The sequence below is a fragment of the uncultured Methanobrevibacter sp. genome, assembly GCF_902764455.1.
Lineage (GTDB): Archaea > Methanobacteriota > Methanobacteria > Methanobacteriales > Methanobacteriaceae > Methanocatella.
In genome coordinates, this window is the sequence record NZ_CACWVY010000002.1 from 25,267 (window position 1) to 47,406 (window position 22,140).

General features: G+C 35.0%; 18 protein-coding genes and 1 pseudogene. 11 read left to right on the plus strand and 8 right to left on the minus strand.

The window, feature by feature from the left end; translation table 11 throughout:
- Positions 1-119: 119 nt before the first annotated feature.
- On the minus strand, positions 120-2,456 hold the full coding sequence (locus tag QZU75_RS00785) for a transglutaminase domain-containing protein (RefSeq protein WP_296881041.1): 2,337 nt from the start codon (positions 2,454-2,456) through the stop codon (positions 120-122).
- Positions 2,457-2,819: 363 nt separating this feature from the next.
- Between QZU75_RS00785 and QZU75_RS00790 the strand changes: the two genes are divergently transcribed.
- On the plus strand, positions 2,820-3,914 hold the full coding sequence (locus QZU75_RS00790; RefSeq protein WP_296881042.1) for a DUF763 domain-containing protein: 1,095 nt from the start codon (positions 2,820-2,822) through the stop codon (positions 3,912-3,914).
- On the opposite strand, the gene QZU75_RS00795 is transcribed toward QZU75_RS00790, so the two are convergent.
- From QZU75_RS00795 to QZU75_RS00805, 3 genes are all read right to left on the minus strand, one after another.
- Positions 3,911-4,453, minus strand: coding sequence for a tRNA (cytidine(56)-2'-O)-methyltransferase (locus QZU75_RS00795; protein ID WP_296881107.1), 543 nt, complete (start codon positions 4,451-4,453; stop codon positions 3,911-3,913). The two genes, QZU75_RS00790 and QZU75_RS00795, sit on opposite strands and share 4 nt — an antisense overlap.
- 237 nt (positions 4,454-4,690) lie before the next feature.
- Positions 4,691-5,473 carry an adenosylcobinamide-GDP ribazoletransferase gene (gene cobS, locus QZU75_RS00800; RefSeq protein ID WP_296881043.1) on the minus strand — a complete coding sequence of 261 codons (783 nt, stop codon included), beginning with the start codon at positions 5,471-5,473 and terminating at the stop codon, positions 4,691-4,693.
- A gap of 5 nt (positions 5,474-5,478) precedes the next feature.
- A complete protein-coding gene (locus QZU75_RS00805) occupies positions 5,479-6,558 on the minus strand; it encodes a phosphatidylglycerophosphatase (protein ID WP_296881044.1) in 1,080 nt (359 codons plus the stop codon).
- Between the two features lie 88 nt (positions 6,559-6,646).
- Between QZU75_RS00805 and larC the strand changes: the two genes are divergently transcribed.
- Together larC and queC are read left to right on the plus strand one after the other, a co-directional pair.
- A complete protein-coding gene (gene larC, locus QZU75_RS00810) occupies positions 6,647-7,816 on the plus strand; it encodes a nickel pincer cofactor biosynthesis protein LarC (protein WP_296881045.1) in 1,170 nt (389 codons plus the stop codon).
- Entirely contained in the window at positions 7,813-8,490 is a 678-nt protein-coding gene (queC, locus tag QZU75_RS00815; RefSeq protein WP_296881046.1) for a 7-cyano-7-deazaguanine synthase QueC, read from the plus strand. The genes larC and queC overlap by 4 nt, the downstream gene beginning before the upstream one ends.
- On the opposite strand, the gene QZU75_RS00820 is transcribed toward queC, so the two are convergent.
- From QZU75_RS00820 to QZU75_RS00830, 3 genes are all read right to left on the minus strand, one after another.
- The gene (locus tag QZU75_RS00820) at positions 8,487-9,101 is read right to left on the minus strand and encodes a vWA domain-containing protein (protein WP_296881047.1); all 615 of its coding nucleotides are present in this window, start codon (positions 9,099-9,101) and stop codon (positions 8,487-8,489) included. The two genes, queC and QZU75_RS00820, sit on opposite strands and share 4 nt — an antisense overlap.
- Positions 9,102-9,222: 121 nt before the next feature.
- Positions 9,223-9,477: a transcriptional regulator gene (locus QZU75_RS00825; protein WP_296881048.1), complete on the minus strand. Its 255-nt coding sequence runs from the start codon at positions 9,475-9,477 to the stop codon at positions 9,223-9,225.
- A gap of 11 nt (positions 9,478-9,488) precedes the next feature.
- Positions 9,489-10,505: a M48 family metallopeptidase gene (locus QZU75_RS00830; RefSeq protein ID WP_296881049.1), complete on the minus strand. Its 1,017-nt coding sequence runs from the start codon at positions 10,503-10,505 to the stop codon at positions 9,489-9,491.
- A gap of 62 nt (positions 10,506-10,567) precedes the next feature.
- Here QZU75_RS00830 and QZU75_RS00835 point away from each other — a divergent pair, with 62 nt between their 5' ends.
- From QZU75_RS00835 to QZU75_RS00870, 8 genes and pseudogenes are all read left to right on the plus strand, one after another.
- Positions 10,568-11,170, plus strand: coding sequence for a hypothetical protein (locus QZU75_RS00835; protein ID WP_296881050.1), 603 nt, complete (start codon positions 10,568-10,570; stop codon positions 11,168-11,170).
- A gap of 17 nt (positions 11,171-11,187) precedes the next feature.
- Positions 11,188-11,506 (plus strand): annotated as a pseudogene (locus tag QZU75_RS12735) (TfoX/Sxy family protein).
- A 574-nt stretch (positions 11,507-12,080) separates the two neighbouring features.
- Entirely contained in the window at positions 12,081-13,418 is a 1,338-nt protein-coding gene (glnA, locus tag QZU75_RS00845; protein ID WP_296881052.1) for a type I glutamate--ammonia ligase, read from the plus strand.
- Between the two features lie 304 nt (positions 13,419-13,722).
- Positions 13,723-14,640 carry a glutamine amidotransferase gene (locus QZU75_RS00850; RefSeq protein WP_296881053.1) on the plus strand — a complete coding sequence of 306 codons (918 nt, stop codon included), beginning with the start codon at positions 13,723-13,725 and terminating at the stop codon, positions 14,638-14,640.
- A 15-nt stretch (positions 14,641-14,655) separates the two neighbouring features.
- Positions 14,656-15,309 (plus strand): tributyrin esterase, encoded by a 654-nt coding sequence (locus QZU75_RS00855; protein ID WP_296881054.1) that lies wholly within the window; start codon positions 14,656-14,658, stop codon positions 15,307-15,309.
- Positions 15,310-15,320: 11 nt separating this feature from the next.
- On the plus strand, positions 15,321-16,394 hold the full coding sequence (locus tag QZU75_RS00860; RefSeq protein ID WP_296881055.1) for a Coenzyme F420 hydrogenase/dehydrogenase, beta subunit C-terminal domain: 1,074 nt from the start codon (positions 15,321-15,323) through the stop codon (positions 16,392-16,394).
- Positions 16,395-17,882 carry a glutamate synthase-related protein gene (locus QZU75_RS00865; RefSeq protein WP_296881056.1) on the plus strand — a complete coding sequence of 496 codons (1,488 nt, stop codon included), beginning with the start codon at positions 16,395-16,397 and terminating at the stop codon, positions 17,880-17,882.
- A gap of 27 nt (positions 17,883-17,909) precedes the next feature.
- On the plus strand, positions 17,910-20,555 hold the full coding sequence (locus QZU75_RS00870) for a PEP/pyruvate-binding domain-containing protein (protein ID WP_296881057.1): 2,646 nt from the start codon (positions 17,910-17,912) through the stop codon (positions 20,553-20,555).
- Between the two features lie 570 nt (positions 20,556-21,125).
- Here QZU75_RS00870 and QZU75_RS00875 read toward each other — a convergent pair.
- Positions 21,126-22,124 (minus strand): NADH-dependent flavin oxidoreductase, encoded by a 999-nt coding sequence (locus tag QZU75_RS00875; RefSeq protein ID WP_296881058.1) that lies wholly within the window; start codon positions 22,122-22,124, stop codon positions 21,126-21,128.
- Between the last annotated feature and the right edge of the window lie 16 nt (positions 22,125-22,140).

A 22,140-nucleotide genomic window follows, 5' to 3' on the forward strand; every position in this document is an offset into this window, starting at 1 on the left:
TTTGATTAAATAATTTGTTAAGAAATATAACACTAATAATTTTAGTAACCATCATTTATTAAAGTTTTGTTTAATAGCAACATTAGTGTAAAAAATAGATGTAATTTAAAAAAATAAAATTAAAATGGAAGACTTACATATCTGCTGTGCAATCCGTATGTATGAGTATTCCAATTTTTAATTTTACCCAAGGAATTTCCATAGCTAATCGGATCACCGGCAAACCATGTTGTACCAATTAAAACCTGAGTCCAGACATGACCATACCAATGCTGGCCAAAGAAGCATGTTCCATGAACGTATCTGGCCTTCAAACCAGCTGTCCTATACATTGAAATCAATAAATGAGACTGGTCAACACAATTACCTCTTTTAGCATTTAATGTGCCTGTTGCACCATGTTTGGTGTCATAATAATAACTATATCTAACATTATCCCTTACATAGTTGAAAATTGCCTTAGCCTTATCCATATCACTTGTTAAACCACTAGTCAATGATTTAACCAAGGATTTAATTTTAGGGGCATTAACCTGACAATGACTTGATGGCTGGAGATATTCATTTGAATAATATCCTTCATCTTTCACATTAAGTCCGCCGCCATATTTGGAAGATTTGACATTGATATTTTTAGATATTGAAACCGGAAGATAATCATTGCTTCCAATAAAACTGACTGAAATCTCGTATTTACCTGAAGGCACCTTGGTTTTTATGGCAGCATATCCATCTGATGAGGTTTTGACATTGTAGGTTTTACTACCTACTGTCCATATTATTTTCCCACCTGAAACAGGCGTTCCATCAGAATTGACCAGTAACACTCCAAATGATTGTAAATCATTATTATATACACCACCACATTCCCATGTAAGTTTAGGATTGCTTCTTTTAAAAACATCAATATCACATGATCCTGAAGCTGCCTTCACAATGGAATCTGCAGGAGCAGTAAAATTAACAGTATAATTGCCGATATCCAAATTAATTGGAATTGAAGCAATTCCTCCATTATCCGTTGTTGCCAAGTAAGTCTGATTTGCAACATTAAAAGACACAGTCTTTTTGGCCAAAGGAACATTGCCTGCCTTGAAAATAACCTTAAATAAGCTGCCTGCACCATAACCGAAAGATTTCAGCCCTTTGACACTCAGTTGAGTGTCATTGGTTTTAAGTACAGTAACGGAAGTTGTCATTTTAACCGGCTTGAAAAATTTATCTCCCACATACCAGTAATCAACAGCGAAAATGCCCTCAGTTACAGGCAAGTTAAAATTAACAACACCTTTACTATCAGTGCTCCTGTAATATGTTTTTTCATTGATTTTGATTCTTATGGACTTTCCGACATTGGAATCTCCACCCAAACTGGTTGAGAACTTGATTTTAACATTTTTACTGCCATTTGGAAGTATAATATAATCATCAGGAACATTAACAGACAATTTAGTGGTTGCAATATTATAAATCTTAACGGTACTGGTCTGTGACAACCCGTCATTATTATATGAAGTCACAGCATATGTTCCTTTTTTAAAGGCATTGAAAGACAATTTTATCTTGCCGTATTGATTTGTTTTGTAGTAATATACTTTGGAATTGATTTTGACTTTAACCTGCTTTTTGACCAATGCCTTTCCGTTGCTTTTCAAAAATTTCACAACAAAGCTTTTGCTGTCTCCCCTTACCTTTTTAAGATCAGAAGCACTGACGGTTGTTAAAATTTTAAAAGTAGTTGTTAACTGCTCGCCAGTGACAGGATTAGTTGCGGTTACCTTATATGTGCCAGGTTTAAGATTTATTGCAAGGCTTGCAACACCGTTGGCATCGGTTTTTCGGGTGTATTTTTTCCCGTTGACCGTTATTGCAACATTTTTATTCTTTAATGCTTTCCCATTTGAGTCCAGATATGTTGCCTGATAATTTTTACTTCCCTTATAATATTTTGTAACATCCTTTGCCGTGATGGTATTTAATAGCTTAACCTGACCTGACAGGTTATTGCTGGCATTGAAATTGTCATCACCTGCAAAATAGGCAGTTGCAAGATAACTTCCAGGATTCAATTTCAGATTAACACTTGCAACACCATTGGAACTAGTATTTACAGAATATTCTACATTATTTATTGAGAAAGTAACTGTTTTATTAGCCAAGGATTCACCAGTGTTTGAATCAATTAGAGTTACCTCATAATTTCCACCATAATATGTCTTGGATGTTGGTGATGTCAATTCTGTCCGGTTTTTTTGCTCCTCTGCACCATCATTAATTACAGATTCTCCATCAATTTTCAATAGAGCATCATCTTTAATAAAAAAGGTAGAATCATCATTAGAATTCAATATGGTTTCATTTACATCACCTGCATGAATAGAACTGAGTGAAATAAATAAAATCAATAACAATAACCCTGCAAAAGATATTCTTTTAGCTAAATTAAATGAATTCATTTTAATCATATTAATTTTATATTATTTGAAATAATTTATATAGTTTAATTTAATTTTAGAATTTAGAAATTGAACCCATATATCTTTCACTGAATTCGCCAAAAAGGCATTAACTGAAATATTATTTGCAAAATCACTTGATAGTGCTTAAAGTTTAAAAAAGAAAAAAAATTATGATTATCTGATAAAACTTAATATCAATCAAGATTATGCTGTTCAAATTATAATTAAGTTCCAAAAAGCCAAATGATTAAGAAGCATTCTTACACCTATAGATAAAAACTGTTTAAATTGACAACCGAATAATACTTGTCAGATGCTCTCGGCAAAATGCTATTATTTATAAAAAATATATTATATTTCATGCAAAGAAGAGGCGCAGTCAATTTACCACTACATGGAGGACATCCTCCAAAATGGTTGTTTACAAGAATGGTAGACCTGTCAGGAGCGCTAGCTTCAGTTATCATTGAAGAGTACAGCATATCCGAATTTTTAAATCGTATTTCCAATCCTTACTGGTTTCAGGCATTTTCCTGCGTTTTAGGTTTTGACTGGCATTCTTCCGGAACCACAACAACCACACTTGGAGCGCTGAAAGCATCACTTGACCCAGAAGAGCATGGAATTTATTTAACCGGAGGAAAAGGTGCCAAATCCAGAAAAACACCGCAAGGTATTGAGCATGCAGGAGAAGTGTTCAACCTAAAGACAAAAACAACCGAAAAGCTGGTTGAGACAAGCAAACTGTCTGCAAAAATCGATAATTCCTGTATTCAGGATGGATACACTTTATATCAGCATAATTTTTTTGTTACAGAAAAGGGAGACTGGGCTGTCGTCCAGCAGGGCCTAAACACAGAAAACAAGTATGCCCGAAGGTATCACTGGCTTGGAAGTGAAGTTGAAGATCTGCTAAATGACCCTCACAGCGGAATTTCATGTGACCAAATGACTCCTCAAACATTGAATATGCCTTCCGAAGAAAGCAAAGAGGCTCAAAAGATAAGTGTGGATTTAATTAATGACAATCCCAATCATTTAAGACAATATTTCAAAAGAAAAGACAATCAGTCATTGCTGGAAGATTTTACCATGCCTGCACATCACCCCGTTTTGGACATGGACATTTCCGATAAGGAATTTGAAGTTTTAACAAAAGCATGGGAAATACAGCCTGAAAACTATGAAGAGCTTATACTGCTTCAGGGAATTGGGCCTAAAAAAATAAGAGCACTTGCATTAATATCTGACCTTGTCTACGGAGAGCCTGCAAGCTGGAAGGATCCTGTAAAATACAGTTTTACACATGGAGGAAAGGACGGTTTTCCATATCCTGTCGACAGAGAAGTCTATGACAATTCAATCGAAACTATAAGAGATGCTCTTGACCAGGCACGTATAAAAAAAGAAGAAAAATTGAAAGCCATCAAAAGACTGGATGACTTCATATCCTAACGATTTTCATTGTGGATATTAACGTTTTTTCCATGAGCAGTAGGAATGACTTCCAAAACAGGATTTTCAAATTCCAGTTCAAATTCCTTGCCGTCCATCAGAAGGTGCTGGAAAACTGCCAAAGATGACACTTCAGAGTGAGGCTGTGTTGTTACAGATACATTCCAGTCAGCTGCTTTATAGACTTTTCCAGGAACTTTGGCTCCACCAACAACTATTAAAATATCAGAACCGTCTTCACGAATTTCAGGAGCAACTTCATGAGCCTGTGAACCATACATTGTCAGGTGAACTACTTTTCCGCCATCAGCTTTCCATTTATTAATAACACCCATGTAGCTTTCTGTGTATTCTATTTCAAAGTTTCCGCCGAATCTTGAAGCAGTATCCCTTACATTTTCCATAAGCTTATTGTCTCTTTCTCCTGCAAGGTAAATTTTGCTTGCTCCAAATGCACGTGCGGTCAAACATACATGAGTTGTTATACGAGTATCCCTTTTTAATCTGTGGTCCAATCTTAAAACATTAACATTCATAATATCATTAATAGATTAAGCATGAAAATATATAATAATTTCTAAAAAAGATGAGATTACCACTGAAATCAAATTTGGGGAGGCAAATTCAATCAAATGAAATGATAATTGAAAATTAATGAAAATATGTTAATTGAGTTTGGAGAGTGGTAAATCTCATCAATACTACTTTTAAACATCATATTATTTAAATTAATGCTTTTTAAAACTTCAATATTGATTTAGAGTTGTAAAATTGCTTTAAAAGTAGAATAACATGACTGCCATGAACAATAATGAAAACAGACGGCCAACTTCATTACTCATTCCAAGCACATCACCGTTCGCCAGAACAAAATTTCTCCTTGCAATGGCGGCAATTATTACACCTGAAATCATGGCACCCACAACACCTGCCAAACCTACATAACTGCCCAGAAGAAATGCAATAACCAAAATAACTGCTGTTGATGCAAAATAATTGACAGCATTGGTTTCATTTATAAAATAACTGCCTATTCCAGGAGTCAGAGGTTTTGAAAGAAGTGCAGTTGTAAGCAAAGATGTTTTAGCAGACATTTCACAGATTATTATTCCAAAAATGAAATGATAATCCAAAATGTTATAAAGACCTGCAATTGTCAGGCTGGCTACTAAAAATAATGTGGCAACACCACCTGACCCTACAGAAGAATCCTTCATGACTCGGATTTTCTTTTCAGGAGTTCCATGAACCATAACCCCATCGGCCATGTCCATTACACCGTCAAGATGATTATATCCTGTGATAAGCATTAAAAATGCATAAACAATGACTGCAGTGAAAAATGAATTCAGATGCAGCAAATCAAGAGAGACATATCCGCAAATAGCCGCCAGAATCCCGACAAATATATGTAAAAACGGCCAGCACCATGTGAGTTTGGTCATATATTCAATAGATGTAAATACATTAATCGGAAGAATTGTTGAGAATGTTAAAAGTCCTAAAAGAGACCTTACCGGTGAGAATTCCTCATCTTCAAAATAATCGTCATTTTCCATAATTATCACTCAAATATTTTTGACACACATCCTGCAATCAGACCTGCAAAAACATCATCCAGAATTGGAGGAAGTCCATAAATTATTCCAGGTTTAGCTTCATCATATCTTTTAAAGTTAAAGGCAGCTTTAGTTCCGGCAATCTGATTTGCAACGGCAAGCCCCAAAACTTTGCGAAAGTATAAACTTCCAGAATCATTACCCATGTCCACTTCCCTGATGCGATTGCCTGCAAGATCATGTTCTGTTCTTAATGCCGCTACCAAAAGTGCAATAACATTGATGTCACTTAAAGATTTTAGAATTTGGGTTTCAAGCTTACTTTCCAGTTCAGGCGTTACTTCGACATCTTCAAGAAGTTCCACTCCAGCCTCCACCAAATCCCCAATCAGGATTCCTTCAGAAACAAAATAATCCAAAATTCCAAAAGTCAAATCCATTCTCTCAAATGCATCCTCAATACTTATTTCGACAGCCTCTTCGATTTGTATTTTTAACTCTTCATAGTCAAATTCATCAAATTCGGCATTGTTAATGTCCAGACTTTCATCATTAACATTAACATTTGATAATACTGCAAGAAAATCATCACAGTTCAATATATTCTGAATATGAAACGGCAGCGCAATGTTGGAGAGAACCTTTGCCTTGATATTTGTTATGACTTTAAACAGCTTAAGCAAATTCTTTGGAGACAATAGCTTGTCTATGTAAACCACATGACTTATATTGATTTTTGCATCCACAAATCCCTTTGGAGAGTTTGCAACCTTAAGACTGTCTGTAAACTCTTCAATTACAACATCATTTGAAAGAAATGTAAAAATAGTCAAATCACCATAGGAATTTACAAAGTAATTTATGGAATCTGTTGCCTGTGCAATATATGCTCCCTGAGATTGGTTAAATGCCTCGGCCCTTTTTGCAGTAGCTTCAAAATCATCTTTTGCCTTTAGAACATTTATATTTTCCACAATATCAATGCCGTCACTTACAGTAAAATCACTGAAGGCCAAAAAATGATTCGAATTGTTAATGCACATTCCATAATCCTTTTCTATAATCTCAATTTTTTTACTTTCCATAACAATGACCAAACTATCATTAATACATATAATATATTAATTATTTAATTTAAATTTTATATTAACTGAATGGAAAAGGAACTATTTTATGACAATTATTATTGACCCGCAATCTAGCGGAATAGCTGGAAATATGATTATTGGTGCTTTTGCAGATTTAGGCGCCGACTGTGAAAAACTTAAGCAAATCATGGAAAAATCGGCCCATGAATTTGGAGAAGTGGAAGTGAAATTTGAAAAAGTGCTTAAACATGGAATCAGCTCAACATACTGCCATGTTGAAATGCTTGAAACAAAACCTCCAATTAATTATCCTGAATTTATCAAAAAGATTGAAAATTTGGATTTGGATGAAAAAGTTAAAAAGACTTCCGTTAAAGTATTTGAAAGAATTGCAAAAGCTGAAGCAAAAGTGCATGGTAAAGACCTAAGTGAAGTTCATTTTCATGAAGTTGGAGCAAGTGATGCAGTTGCAGATGTAGTCGGGTCAATATATGCATACTATTCACTCAATTTGGACAAACAAAAAATAATCGGCCTTCCGATTGCTGTTGGAGGTGGAAGAGTCAAAACAGCTCATGGAATAATTCCTGTTCCGGCACCTGCCGTTGTTGAAATTCTAAAAGATGCAAAAATTGTTGGAGGACCTGTTGCCAGTGAACTTGCAACACCTACAGGTTCGGCAATCTATGCAGAAATTTGTGACGAAATCAAGGAATTCATTCCCCTTGTAAAGCCTGAAAAGGTAGCATATGGAGCGGGCAAAAAAGACTTTGACCATCCGAACGTTTTAAGAGTCATTGAAACATCAGATATTACCGAAAGTGATAAGATTGATGTTATTGAAACCAATATCGACCATTTGACCGGAGAGGAAATCGGTTATTTGTTTGACAAGCTTATGAGTCTTGGAGCAAGTGACGTTTCCATCACTCCAATAATTATGAAGAAAAATCGTCAGGGAAGCCTTTTAAAAGTGATTTCAGCAAGGAAAAATAGAGAAAAACTGGTTGAAGCCATATTTATTGAAACCGGAAGTCTGGGAATCAGAATATCTCCAAATCTGCACAGAGGAGTTGCCAAAAGAGAATTTGTTAAAGAAACATTCAACATTAACGGCAACGATTATGAAGTTACATTTAAAATAGCTTACATTAACGGAGAGATAATCTCAAAAAGACCAGAATATGAAGATTTAAAAAGAATTGCAGAAGACAGTGAAATCCCATTAAGAAAAGTTAAAGAGATGATAGAATGAAAAAAGCAATTGCCGTACTTTCAGGAGGTCTTGACTGTACTGTTGCAACAAGCGTTTATGCAGAAGACTATGAAATTCATGCAATAACATTCAATTATGGTCAAAAAGCATTTAAAAGAGAATTGGAAGCTGCAAAAAAGATATGTGAAAAAATGAATTGGACACATGAAGTCATAAATCTGGACTGGCTTTCAAAAATAAGCACATCAAGCCTCAATACCTCAGAAGAAATACCCGAAGTATCTCTGGATGATTTGGACGATGTTGAAAAAAGCAGTGAAAGTGCAAGCAGTGTCTGGGTTCCTGCAAGAAACACTGTTTTTACTTCAATTGCCCTGTCATATGCTGAAAGCATAGGTGCAGAAATCATAATTGTCGGATGGGATGCAGAAGAAGCTGCAACATTTCCGGACAATTCAAAAAAGTATCTGGAAAAATTCAATGAATTGATTGGTGTTGGTTCACCAGACAATATTAAAATTGAAGCACCAGCCATTGATTTAGATAAAGAGGAAATAGTAAAGTTAGGAGTTGAGGTTGGTGCTCCAATGGAATTGAGTTATTCCTGTTATAAAGGAAATGACAAACATTGTGGTGTTTGTGAAAGTTGTATGAGGCGAAAAAGAGCCTTCAAGACATCAGACATTAAAGATTTAAGCGAATATGAAAATTAATCATATTTTTTTAAATCTTTTTTCCATTCCCCATCATCCAAACTTCTATCTGATCTCATATACAGGGATGCATTTTCAACTGAAGAGAATAAGTCATTTACACCATTTTTAGTTTTTTTGTAATGTGCAGCTCTTGATTTTCTAATGCCTATTCCATTTGCTTCTGAGTAGGAGTCAATGTCAGCACCAATAAACAGGAATTCCCATTTATGATTGTTAATCATGTTCTTAATTTGGGATTTTGAAAATTCAATTGAAGCATTTTCTTTTCCATCAGTCATTATTACAAATAACGCCTTATTTTCAATCTCCCTATCTAGAGAAGTTATTGTTTTACCGATTGCATCCAGAAGAGCAGTTGTACCTCTGACATAGTATTCATCACTTGTGAGTTTTTCAACTTCATCAATAGTTTTTCTTTTGTATAAAACTTCATATTCATCGTCAAAAAGAACAACAGTTACTTTTGTATCTAATTTTTTTGCCCTTTCCTTTTCAATAAAAGAGTTAAACCCGCCGATTGTGTCTTCTACAGAGTTATACATGGATCCACTTCTGTCGATTAAGAAAATCAAATCCAATTTTTCATCAAATGGTCTTTCTTTTTCCATTATTTCATCCTCCAGTCATGTGGTTAATAAGTTGTTAATAACTTACACACAATATATTAACTTGAGGGTGTATATAAACTTTTCTGTTTTGAGAAAAAAAATTAAAGAATAAAAAAAAGATTTAAACCAGCTTGTCTATTATCTCTTCGCCTTCTTCAGAAAGCCTGTATACACGACCTTTTTTAGCATCAGGATTAATACATACTATTAAACCCAAATCCCATAATTCAGCCAAGACAGTAGATATGTGGTTTTGTAATATGCCACAGTCAGCGGCAACATTTTTCGGTATTTTTGGCTCATCATTCAGAGATTTTAATACTTTAACCCTATAAGATGATTTATTAACGTGATGTATAACTTCTTCATCAATCATATTGTTCCTCCTTAAAGTTTATTTCCACAATTTGTACAAAATTTATCGCCTTTTTCAATAGAAGCGCCACATTTCAAACATTTCAACTCATCAACAAATTGAGCTCCACAATTAGTACAGAATTTAGCATCAATATCTTCCTGATTACCGCAATTCTCACAATACTTCACAATATTTTCCCCAACCATATGGGAAGACTTATATTCTTCTTTAGGTTTTGGAACATCCCCCAGAACAGGAGCAGAATAAAAATCTTTCTGATTTTCAATTTCATCAATAAGTTCATTCATTACAGCTATCCTTTTTGAATCTGCAGGATGTGTTGAGAAAAAATCATGGTTATTAGGATTTCCTCCTGCCATGGACTGCCAAAATGCAGGAATTGAAGATATGTCATAACCTGCCCAGTGAATTATCATCATACCCAGTTTATCTGCCTCGAGTTCCTGATCTCTTCCCCAAGGATTCATCAAAAGAAATTGAGAACCAACACTTGCAACATTGGTTGCAGCTCTTGTAAGGTCTCCCATTCCTCCCAAACCGACAAGGTCCAGTGCAAAGCTTCCAATCCAGGCAGCAGAAGTGATTGCATTTTGAGCATTTTGAGCACTGAGCCTGGTTCTAGAGTGGTCAAGAAGTGCATGAGCCATTTCATGGCCTAAAATAAATGCAACCTTTTCTTCAGTATTTGCAACTGAAAGAATTCCTGAAAACATTACTATTTTTCCACCAGGCATGCAAAACGCATTTACAGTATTGTCTGCTACCAGATGGAAATCCCAATCATAATAATCTGCCGTATAATCACTTCTTCCAATTTGAGCCAAATAATTTTCAACAGCCTGAATCAAATTGATGGCAACGTTTCTAACAATCTGACCATTTGGAGTATTATCCAGAAGTTGCGCCTGATTAATCATGGCGTAATATTCATTATAAGACTCCTGAAGAAATTTATCATCATTGACAATATCAAAATGTGACTTTCCAGTAAATGGATTGACACTGCTTCTATCATCCTTTGCCATAATAATATATTTGTAAGTTGTGTATAAAAAGTTTTTTAATTATCAAAAAACAATAGATAAATATGAAAAAATTTTTACTTGCATTAACATTAACATTGCTGCTATTAGGCTGCGTTTTTGCAAGCTCAAATGTTACAGTCAACGGAGTTGATTTTGAGATTCCTTCCAAATATCAGGGCGGAGAGCTTAAAAACGATATGTACAGATTAGACAATGATTTTTCAATCCGATGCGTCAGTGATAATGTAGTTAATGCAATCGGCCTTTGGGCGGAAGAACAGGATTCAAGTGAGGATTTGTCAATAGACAACCATCCTGTGAGGCATTTCTATCAGTACAGTAAAATCCACCATGGAAACTGGTCACATGCATATTTTGCAAGTGGCAAAGAAATCTATGAAATTACATGGCCCGGCGAGAAAATTGACAATGACATTGAAAAATTAATCAAAAATACTCCTCCAAGTAAAATTGATGAAGATGCATTCTACGATACATTGGACAAATCCTATGAGATATACAAAACGCAAAAAATTTATCAATTAAATCATGACGGAGAGTATAACTACAATGATGCCAAACACCAATCACAATACAAACAAATTGAAAAACAGGAAAACAAAAAATTTAATGAAATATTGCTGACATATCACAAAAATAATTAAGACTCTGGAGATCCAACATGGCTTCAAGTAAAGAATATCTAGACTATATACTGGAACAGTTATCCGATTTAGATGAAATAACCTACCGAGCAATGATGGGAGAATACATCTTATACTACCACAAAAAAAATCATTGGCGGAATTTACAACGACCGTTTTCTTTTAAAACCTGTTAAAGTAGCAAGAGAAATGATGCCTGATGCAAATATGGAATTGCCATATGAAGGTGCAAAGGAGATGCTGCTTGTGGATGATGTAGAAAACAAAGCGTTTTTAAAAGAGTTGGTGGAAGCAATGTATGAAGAACTTCCATCTCCAAGAAAAAGGAGCAAATAAATTTAATTTTTCCACATCAAATTATTTTTTCTGCAAATACCTATTATTCTTTTTCAGTTCAAAAATGTAACTTACCTACATTTAATAGTAATATTGAGTAGTTTATACTGTCAATTTGATAGTTTAAACCCAATTCCGCATAATATTTCCATTAGTATGACATTGTTTGTTTCATCAGAATTAAATAATCTATTTCTTTAGCACATTCATTTACAAGTTCATACTTATCAGTTTTATTAAAGAACACACTTACCATTATTTCACCATTAGATCAATATTTTCATTTAAAGTCTTTTAAACAGATTTTGTTTATAAATATGATTAAACAATACTAGTTTAAGCGATTTTAAGTTTCAATAATACCCTATAAGACAAAAATCTAAAAGAAAATATTAATTTTATTTCCTAATTTTAGTTTTTCAAAACATTTATATATCACTAAAAATAGAATATTAGTCGGAAGGAAGTTTCCTTCCGACTATGTATTTAATTAAATTCATTAAGTCAAAAAGGGTTTTCCACTTCCCATATTTTCAAGAAAATGGAAAATAGACTCTAAAAATGAAGTGAAAAAATGTCAGCAAAAGATAACAAATTAGACCAAATAATCAAAACAATTGAAGTAAATGACATAAAATTCTTAAAACTAGAATTTTCAGACATACATGGACTGCCTAAAAGCATGGCAGTACCTCTTAAAAAAGCTAATGATGTTGAAGATATAGTAAAAGACGGATTATTATTTGACGGATCATCAGTAGCAGGATTAGCTTCAATCAACGACAGTGATTTACTTGCAAAACCGGATATTGATACATTCTCAACTATCCCTTGGAGGCCTGAATCAAAAGGTACAAGCAGATTCATATGTGATATTTTCACCACAGAAGGAAAACCGTATGACGGAGATCCAAGAGGCGTACTCAAAAAATCATTACAGATTGCAGAAAAAAAAGGATACCAGTTTAATATGGGTCCTGAACCGGAATTCTTCATTATAAAAGAAGATGAAAACGGAAACTACATCCCTGCTGATGAAGCCGAATACTTTGATGTGGAACCTCTAGACCAAGGTACAGATATCAGAAGAGAAATCGTACTGGGATTAGAAAAACTAGATTTCAATGTAGAAGTAAGTCACCACGAAGTAGCAGCAGGACAGCACGAAGTTGATTTTAAATATGCAGACGCTTTAAAAACAGCTGATGCAGTAATAACATTCAAAGAAGCTGTTAAAGCATTAGTAAACAAATTAGGATTTAAAGCAACATTCATGCCAAAACCATTTATGGGAATCAACGGTAGTGGAATGCACTGTAATCAAAGTCTTTTTAAAGACGGGAAAAATATTTTCTATGATCCTGATACTGAAACTCAAATATCACAGGAAGCATTATACTTCATTGGAGGATTGCTAAAACATGCACCGGCATTATCATCAATCTTATCTCCTACCGTCAACTCATATAAACGTTTAGTGCCTGGTTACGAAGCACCATGTTACATTGCTTACGGTTTTAAAAACAGGTCAACATTATTAAGAATTCCTGCATCCCGTGGATTAGGTACAAGAATTGAATGCAGATCTGCTGACCCATCATGTAACCCATACTTAGCATTCGCAGTATTGCTTGAAGCAGGTTTAGACGGTATGAACAATAAAATTGACCCAGGTGAACCAACAGAAGAAAACCTATTCGCATTCACTGAAGATGAGATTGCAGAAAAAGGAATCAGCAGTTTACCAACAAGTTTATGGGAAGCATATCACTCACTCGAAGAAGACGAAGTTGTTAAAAATGCTCTTGGAGAAAAAGTATTTAATCAATTCTACAACATCAAAAGAGCTGAATGGGATGCTTATAGAATACAAGTATTCGATTATGAAAGGGACGAATACCTAAACGTGTAAATATTCATTATTGGAGTCAAATTTTTGACTACCAATTAATTCTAAATTTTTTGGAGGTAATAAACAAGAAATGATAAATACGCTCAAATTTGGCAGTTGAATTTCAGAATTATTATTTTAAGGCATATGGTAATTTCAGAGAGTTAACGTTTAAAGGCATATGAAAAAGTATTTTATGATTATTATTTTAAAAGGCATATGAGAATTTTTGGATATTAATTTTAAGGCATATGATAAAAATATCCGTTTAAAATAAGATTAACTTAAAATACGTGTATTCACCGATTATCTTGGAGGTAGAAGAATGTGTGGAATAGCAGGTGTAATATACAAAGATAAGAAAACTTACCCCGTAGGAGAAGCATTAACATCAATGCTTGAATCCCTACAACACAGAGGTCCTGATTCAGCAGGTTATGCAATCTACGGCAGTTTAGATTTTCCTGATAATTATTATCAATTAAACATTGAAGTACAAAGAAAAAGAGGAGCATTAGATAATTTAAAATCATTATTAAATCAAATAAGTCCAATATTCGAAGAACAGTTAATTGAATCCGTAGGAGACTCAGACGTATACAAATGCAAAATATCACTGAACGAATATTCCCGTTTAAAACCCTGCATAAGAGAAATTGACGAACTGGAAAATGTACGGGTCATCAACGGGTCACATTCATTTGAAATGATAAAGGACGTTGGAAAAGTAAAAGACATTGCAGAGAGATTTGATGTCAAAAGCAGGATGGGAACCCATGGAATAGGACATACCCGTTTTGCAACAGAAAGTGGTGTGGACCGCTATCATGCACACCCATATCAAAGCTACATCATACCTGATATAACCGTAGTGCACAACGGACAAATCACCAATTACTGGAAAATAAGAGATCCTCTAGAAAGAAAAGGACATAAATTTGAATCATTCAACGATACCGAATGCATTGTTCATTACATGGCTGACAAACTCAATCAAGGATATAAATTAGAAGAAGCCTTAGATCAGGCAGTGATTGATTTGGACGGACCATTTTCAATATTGGTAGGAACACCTAATGGAATAGGCATTGCAAAGGACAAACTCGGTCTCAGACCAGGAGTAATGGTGGAAACTGATGAAATCTTTGCAATAGCTTCAGAGGAAATGGCATTGCATAACGTAACAGATTCTGATAAAATTGAACAAATTGCTCCAGGAGAAACAAGAGCATACACAATCTAATAAGAGGTTTTGTCTATGAAAGAATATGTTATAAATGCAAAGGACATGGACGAGAAAGAATTAAACCGTACCATAAAACAACAGGCTACAAATCATGATACACTCCTTATTAATAATCCAGAATCAATGCACAATATCTGTGCAGGCCTAAGTGAAGATGTTGAAATAAAAATAAACGGATCTGCAGGTTATTTTGTTGGGACTATGGTCAACGGACCAAAAATACACATCGACGGAAATGCCGGTTGGTTTGCTGGAGACAATATGACCAAAGGAGAACTGATTATTGAAGGTACCGCAGGTGACGGTGCAGGACAGGGAATCTATGGTGGAACCGTTATTGTAAAAGGAAATACAGGTTCAAGAACCGGAGAAATAATGAAAGGAGGAACCGTAATAATTGGAGGAAACAGCGGATATATGACAGGACTGTTAATGATGGGCGGCAGACTCATAATACTCGGCGATGTTACCGATGATGCAGGCGAATCAATCATGAGAGGTAGCATTTATGTTCTCGGAGACGTGAAAAGCCTAGGCAAAAATGCCACCATGGAAAAAATCACCGCTGAAGATCAAAATGAACTAAAAGAAATTCTGACAAAATACGGTTTTGAATTAAGCGACAAAGATTATACAAATTTTAAAAAAATCGTTAATATACAATAGGAGCTAAAAAAATGAGCGACAATAGAATAGCTATGGTTGGAACACCATGTGAAATTATGGCAGCATCCAAACTGCAACATTATACCGATAGCCCTATTGATGTTAAACTGGGCTTATTCTGTATGGAGAACTTTTCATACAAATACTTTGAAAACCTCCTGGAAGAATACGATTTGAAAATGGACGACATAGAAAAATTCCAGATAGAAAAAGGTTATATATTCTTATTATTGAAAACAAAGGAAACAGTAAAAATACCTTTATCAGTAGCTAAAAGAGTAATCAGAAAGAATTGCAGCATATGTGTTGAACTGACATCAGAGACATCAGATATCTCAATAGGTTCTATTGGATCAGAGGAAGGATGGTCTACATTAATTATCAGAACCGAAAAAGGCGAAGAAATAGTTAACGGAGCATTAGAACAAAAGTTCATTGAAGCAAAAGAGCTTAATGAAACACAATTCGAATTACTAAACAGAATTGCAGAAACAAAAATAAGCAAAAATATGGAAGAAATTGAAAAAAGAGAATTTTTGGCTAGGCCTGTACTATATCAAAGGAATAAATCAGATGATGAAATTGCAAAAGAAATCTCAGAATCCCAATTCTTAGATTTAAAATCAAACGTTATTGATGTTGGTGCATGTGTTCTGTGCGGAGCATGCGAATATGCATGTCCGGATAACCTAATTACAATTGACGATACAAAACCGATAATGAGAGGTGAATGCCTAGAGGACTGCCACCTATGCTTTGCGGTTTGTCCAAGAACTTTTATACCTGAAAATTTACGAAATGACAACACAAAAGTAATCGGAGACTACATAAAAGTATTGACAGTGAAATCCATAAAACACAGTCAGGGTCAAGACGGTTCAATCGTTACAACATTGCTGGATTACTTATTGGCAAATGGAATTATTACTGAAGCAGTCATTGTTGATAAAGAAGATCATTTAGCTTGGAAACCTTATGCAAAGCTAACAAATGCCATTGATGATATCATCAAATCCGGAGGAACAAAATATTCAGTCTGTCCGGTATTCAAGCCATTGAAAAATATTAAAGAGGAGGCAAATTAGATGTCATTTACTGTTGAGAGAAAAATCGAAATATGCAGACAGAGCAATAATAGACCTGGCTGCTGCTGGTATCTGTGTGACAATCCGAAAAAATCAGCATGTAAAAACTGTTACAGCTGCTATTCAAATTGCCCCCACAACGTATATGAAGTAATCAATGACGAACCATTACCGATTCGTCAGGAAAATTGTGTTGGATGTAAAATCTGTGAAGAAATGTGTCCGACACATGCAATATACGTAAGACCCCTTGTTGATGAAGGAAGAGGAGTCTGGTCAAATTCAACAATGGTTGAAATCAAACGTAAAAGCCAGACAGGATCATATAAAGTGAGAGGTTGTGGATTAACCCGGAAAATCCCAACATTTGATGATTTAAGCATATTGCCCGCCCAGGTTTCAAGACCTCCGATTGATTCCTACAGAGAAACATGTAAAACATCCGTCGTTCTTGGAGACAGATTTGCTGAAAATCCTATTGAAATAGACACTCCAATTATGATTGGAGCAATGTCTTTTGGTGCATTAAGTAAAGAAGCTAAAATAGCATTAGCTATTGGAAGCAGCAAAGTTGGATCAATTGCCAATACCGGTGAAGGAGGAATGCTTCCAGAAGAAAGACATTATGCTGATAAATTAATTGCACAATATGCATCAGGCCGTTTTGGAGTTTCAGCAAGCTACCTGAATAATGCAGAAGCAGTTGAAATAAAGATAGGTCAAGGTGCAAAATCAGGTATGGGAGGACATTTGCTTGCCCATAAAGTAACAGCAGAAGTAGCTAAAGTAAGAAATATCCCAGAAGGAACCTCCGCATTAAGTCCTGCAAGACACATGGATATTGTCGGACCTGAAGACTTGGGTATGAAAATCAATCAGTTAAGAGAAATTACTGACTGGAAAATACCTATTATCGTAAAATTCGCATCAGGCAGAGTAGAGCAGGACGTAAAGATTGCAGCAAAGGCAGGTGCTGATATTATTGTAGTTGACGGCATGCAGGGCGGAACCGGTGCAGGACCCGAAGTAGTTACAGAACATGCAGGTATTCCAACAATAGAAGCTATAGTTAAAGCTGATGATGCACTTAAAGACATTAATTTAAGAAGTGAAGTGAGCCTTGTAGCAGCTGGAGGAATACGATCCGGAGCAGATGTTGCAAAAGCAATAGCTTTAGGTGCAGATGCAGTATATATCGCAACTTCAGCATTGATTTCAATAGGATGTAAAGTCTGTCAATCCTGTTCTGAGGGCATTTGTCCGAAAGGAATTGCAACACAGGACAGAGTGCTTAGAAGAAGATTAGATCCTATAAGAAAAGGTCAGCAAGTCGCAAATTACATTGAAGCAATGACTCAGGAAGTAACATCACTAACCCAGCAAGCAGGAAATACCGATATAGAAAATCTTGAACGTGAAGACCTTGTTGCATTGACTATGGAAGCTTCACAATTGACTGGAGTGCCGATGGTGAGCAAACAGCATTAAAACAAATGAATATTAGGAGACAATATTATGGCAGCATTCGAAAGAATCAAATCAGGGATTCCCGGGCTTGACGAAGCTTTAGACAACATTCGTTTAGGAGATAACGTGGTTTGGAACGTTACAAACTTAAATGAATTTTCATACTTTGTCAATCCTTATGTAAGACAAGCAAAAGAGGATAACAGAAACTTAATATACATTCGGTTTGCCAATCATCCTCCATTAATAGAAATGACAGAAGAAGACTTTAAACTGCTTGAAATCGAACAGGAAAATCCTGACACCGAATTTTGCATGATAGAACGTGACGGGATTAAAATATATAAAGTAAATCCCTATAACCAGTTTGAGACATTTACCTTAGAAGTTCACAGAATTATAGAAAAGGAAGGATTTGACGCATTTTATGTATTTGACTGCCTAAGTGATCTTCAGGCAGTATGGTCAACAGATTTAATGATGGGGAATTTCTTTAAGGTTACCTGCCCATTTCTGTTCCAGCTGGATACCGTAGCATATTTCCCTATTATTCGAGGAAGACATTCATATGACGCCATAGCAAAAATTCGTGAAACTACCCAGCTATTCCTGAATGTGTATTCCAATTCACCAGAAGAACTTTATGTTTCTCCTTTAAAGGTATGGAACAGATATTCACAAACCATGTTTTTGGGACATAAGTTCAACCCTCAAACCGGTTTCGTTAAAGTCCTTCAGGACGGCCAGGAAGTAAGCAAATACTATAAGACTATCAACGATTCAGACAAATATCAGAACGGACAGATTCTGGACAGCTGGGAAAGGTACATGCTTCAGGTCAGAATGAAGTATGAAGAAGGCGAAAATATCGATGACGAGTGCGACAAAATATGTGAGCTGATGATGACCAAAGACGAAAGGATGCTTTCCAAGATTAAGGAATATTTTACCTTTGAAGACTACATTACCATCTATGACCGTCGTGTGGGAAGCGGATTGGTCGGAGGTAAATCCTGCGGAATGCTGCTTGCAAGAAAAATAATCGAGAAAAACTGTCCGGAAATATACAACAATAGCTTTGAACCTGATGATTCATTCTATATAGGCTCTGATTTATTTTACACTTATATCGTTTCTAATGACCTCTGGGATTTACGAGTAAAACAGAGAACACCCGAAGGTTATTATGAATATGGAAAAAAACTGGAAGATGCTCTTAAAAATGGAACATTTTCTGATGAAATAAAAAAAGAATTCATACACATATTGGACTATTTCGGACAGAATCCTATCATTGTGCGCTCAAGCAGTTTTCTTGAAGACGGATACGGAAATGCATTTGCAGGTAAATACGAATCAGTATTCTGCGCAAATAGAGGAAGTCTTGAAGAACGTTTAGATGCATTTGAAGAAGCTGTAAAAATTGTATATTCCAGTACCATGAATATTTCAGCTTTGGAATACCGGAAATTAAACGATTTGGACGATACTGATGAACAAATGGGTCTTTTAGTTCAAAGGGTTTCAGGATCATATTATGGAGACTATTTATTCCCTACCGCCGCAGGAGTAGGTTTTTCATACAGTCCATATTCTCCGCTTCCAGACATGGACAACAGCAAGGGAATGTTAAGACTTGTAATGGGTCTCGGTACAAAGGCTGTTGACCGGACCAAAAAGGATTATCCCAGAATAATCAATCTTGACAAACCGGAAGTAACTCTAACAAAAGATATTAAAGAAAAACACAGATATTCCCAGCATTATCTTGATGTTATTGACCTTAAAAATATCAATCAGCACGACATCCCCGTTGATGACGGTTTGAAGATAATTCCAAGATATGCTAAAAAAGTTCTGGTTGAGCATGACAGAGAAGCAGAAAGGATGTTTCGTGACAGAGGACAACGCCGTGAAATTGTATTTGTAAACTGTGAAGGAATTGTAAAAAATCACGAATTCATTGAGGTAATGAAAGAAATTTTAAGCACATTGGAAACCGCATATGACTATCCTGTCGACATTGAATATACAGTTAATATCGGAGAGGACAATTCCTTTAACATAAACCTGCTGCAATGCCGCCCTCTTCAAGTATCAACAAATAACGAATCAATAGAAATGCCTGAAGACAAAAATGTTTTCTTCCATATTAAAGAATCCTCAATGGGAATGTCCCGAAAAAATAAAATAGACACCATATGCTATGTCGACCCCCATAAGTATTATGAGTATCCATATGCTCAAAAAAGTTCAATATCCCGTGTGATAAGTGACGTGAATACCTACTGTAAAAACAATGACAAAACAGCAATTTTAATAGTTCCCGGAAGAATCGGTACATCTTCACCTGAATTAGGTATTCCAGTAGTATTTGCAGACATAAGTCATTTCACAGCAATTCTAGAGGAATCATATAGCGAAGTCGGATACATGCCAGAATTATCATTTGGAAGCCATATGTTCCAGGATTTGGTAGAAGCGGAAATATACTATGGTGCACTGTTTGAAAATGAGAAAAAAATAGAATTCAACAGAGACATGGTATTTGAGCGTCAAAACATCCTAAAGGACATCAATCCTAATTTAAATGAGGAAGTATATCAGATGATACAAGTCATAGACTTCGATGAAAATAAAGCGGAACTATACCATGACATGAACAAAGACGAAACACTGTGTATTTTCAAATAATCAGGCCATGATTAAAACACGATTATAATGGAAATTATTTCATTATTAGGGCAGGCGGGTGGGACATATGCCTTTTTATTTGATAATTCTTTTAAACAAAAAAGATTTTTCAAATAACGAAAACGTATGACAAAATCTTTGATGTGATTAACGGCCCTATTGAAATTTTTACAATAGGGCTGTTTCACATGTTTTTTAAGCTATTTTATTTTAATATAAAACCAACATCAAAACCATTTAAAAAAAACAAATTATTGAAAATTCATATATCTTCGATTGGAAAAGATTGATGAAATAAATAACCCACACCAATATATGAAATTAATAATGATTTAAATTAAAAATTTTAATTAAAAATACAATTTAATGTTACTCAGATTTAATTTAAATTAGGTTTCAAAATTAGCAGTACCAAGACCAAGTATAACCTGCTTACAATGATGTTTAAAAAAAATAATGGAGACACAAATTAAATTTACCCCATCGTAATTTTAACAGGACCAAATTTTGAATTTTAACAATTTTTTGATTTTTATCCCTTAAAAAGAAAAAAAGGAGAAAAATACTTGTTTAATATTTAAAACAAGTACTAGTCTTTTTAGAATAACAGTTATTGCAACTTTGACAAATTGCAACCCCTTCACCATTAGCTTTCCAGTCAGCCAAAAAGTCAGCCTGTGCTACAAAAGGTTTAGACATTGAAACAAACTCTACTTTTGAGTTATTAAGCACATCATTGATTTTAGACATTTCCCTTAAAGATCCTCCCAATACGACAGGAATATCAACAGCATCAATTAAATCATCGACATATATCAAAAATGGATGTTTAACACCTTTATCATAAATCTGTGAAATTGTACGTGCGGTTAACTGGATGCTATCTGCACCTGCCTTTTCAAGTTCACATGCAATAGCTATACTTTCATCAGCTGTAATTCCGCCTTTTCTAACATCCCACGGATTGATTCTGCAGCTTACATGCATATCCATTGTCTTTTTAATGACCTTGATAATTTCAGCAGAAATTCTAACACGATTTTCAGTATTTCCCCCATATTTATCGGTTCTTTGATTGAAATAAGGGTTCATAAAACGAGCTAAGTAAAAATTATTTCCCATATTTATTTGAATTCCGTCAAATCCTGCAAATGAGAATTTTTTAGCAGCCATTATTACTTCTGCCTGCAATTTTCTGATTCCATCCTGAGATATATCATTAGCCTCCACCTTTTGGTTTTCACCATCATCATAGTAGAAAAATGCCAGTTGACCTAAAATTGGAACATCATGATTGTGTGCAATATCAGTAACCATCTTATAATCCTTAATAAAACCTCTGTAATTCAAACTTGTTGAATAAGGGAAAAATCTGTCTTTATGGTCAAGGGCAAATATCTCAGATACAATTAAACCTGTGCCGCTACCTGCTATTTTTTCATATCTGTCAAATATTGCAGGGGTTAAAAATCCGCCTTCTTCTGTTTCTGTTTCCCAAGTACCTGTTCTGACTATGCGGCTATTAAGTTTTAAATCTCCAAATTGACATTCATCAAAAATATCCTTCATAAAAAAACACTCTCAC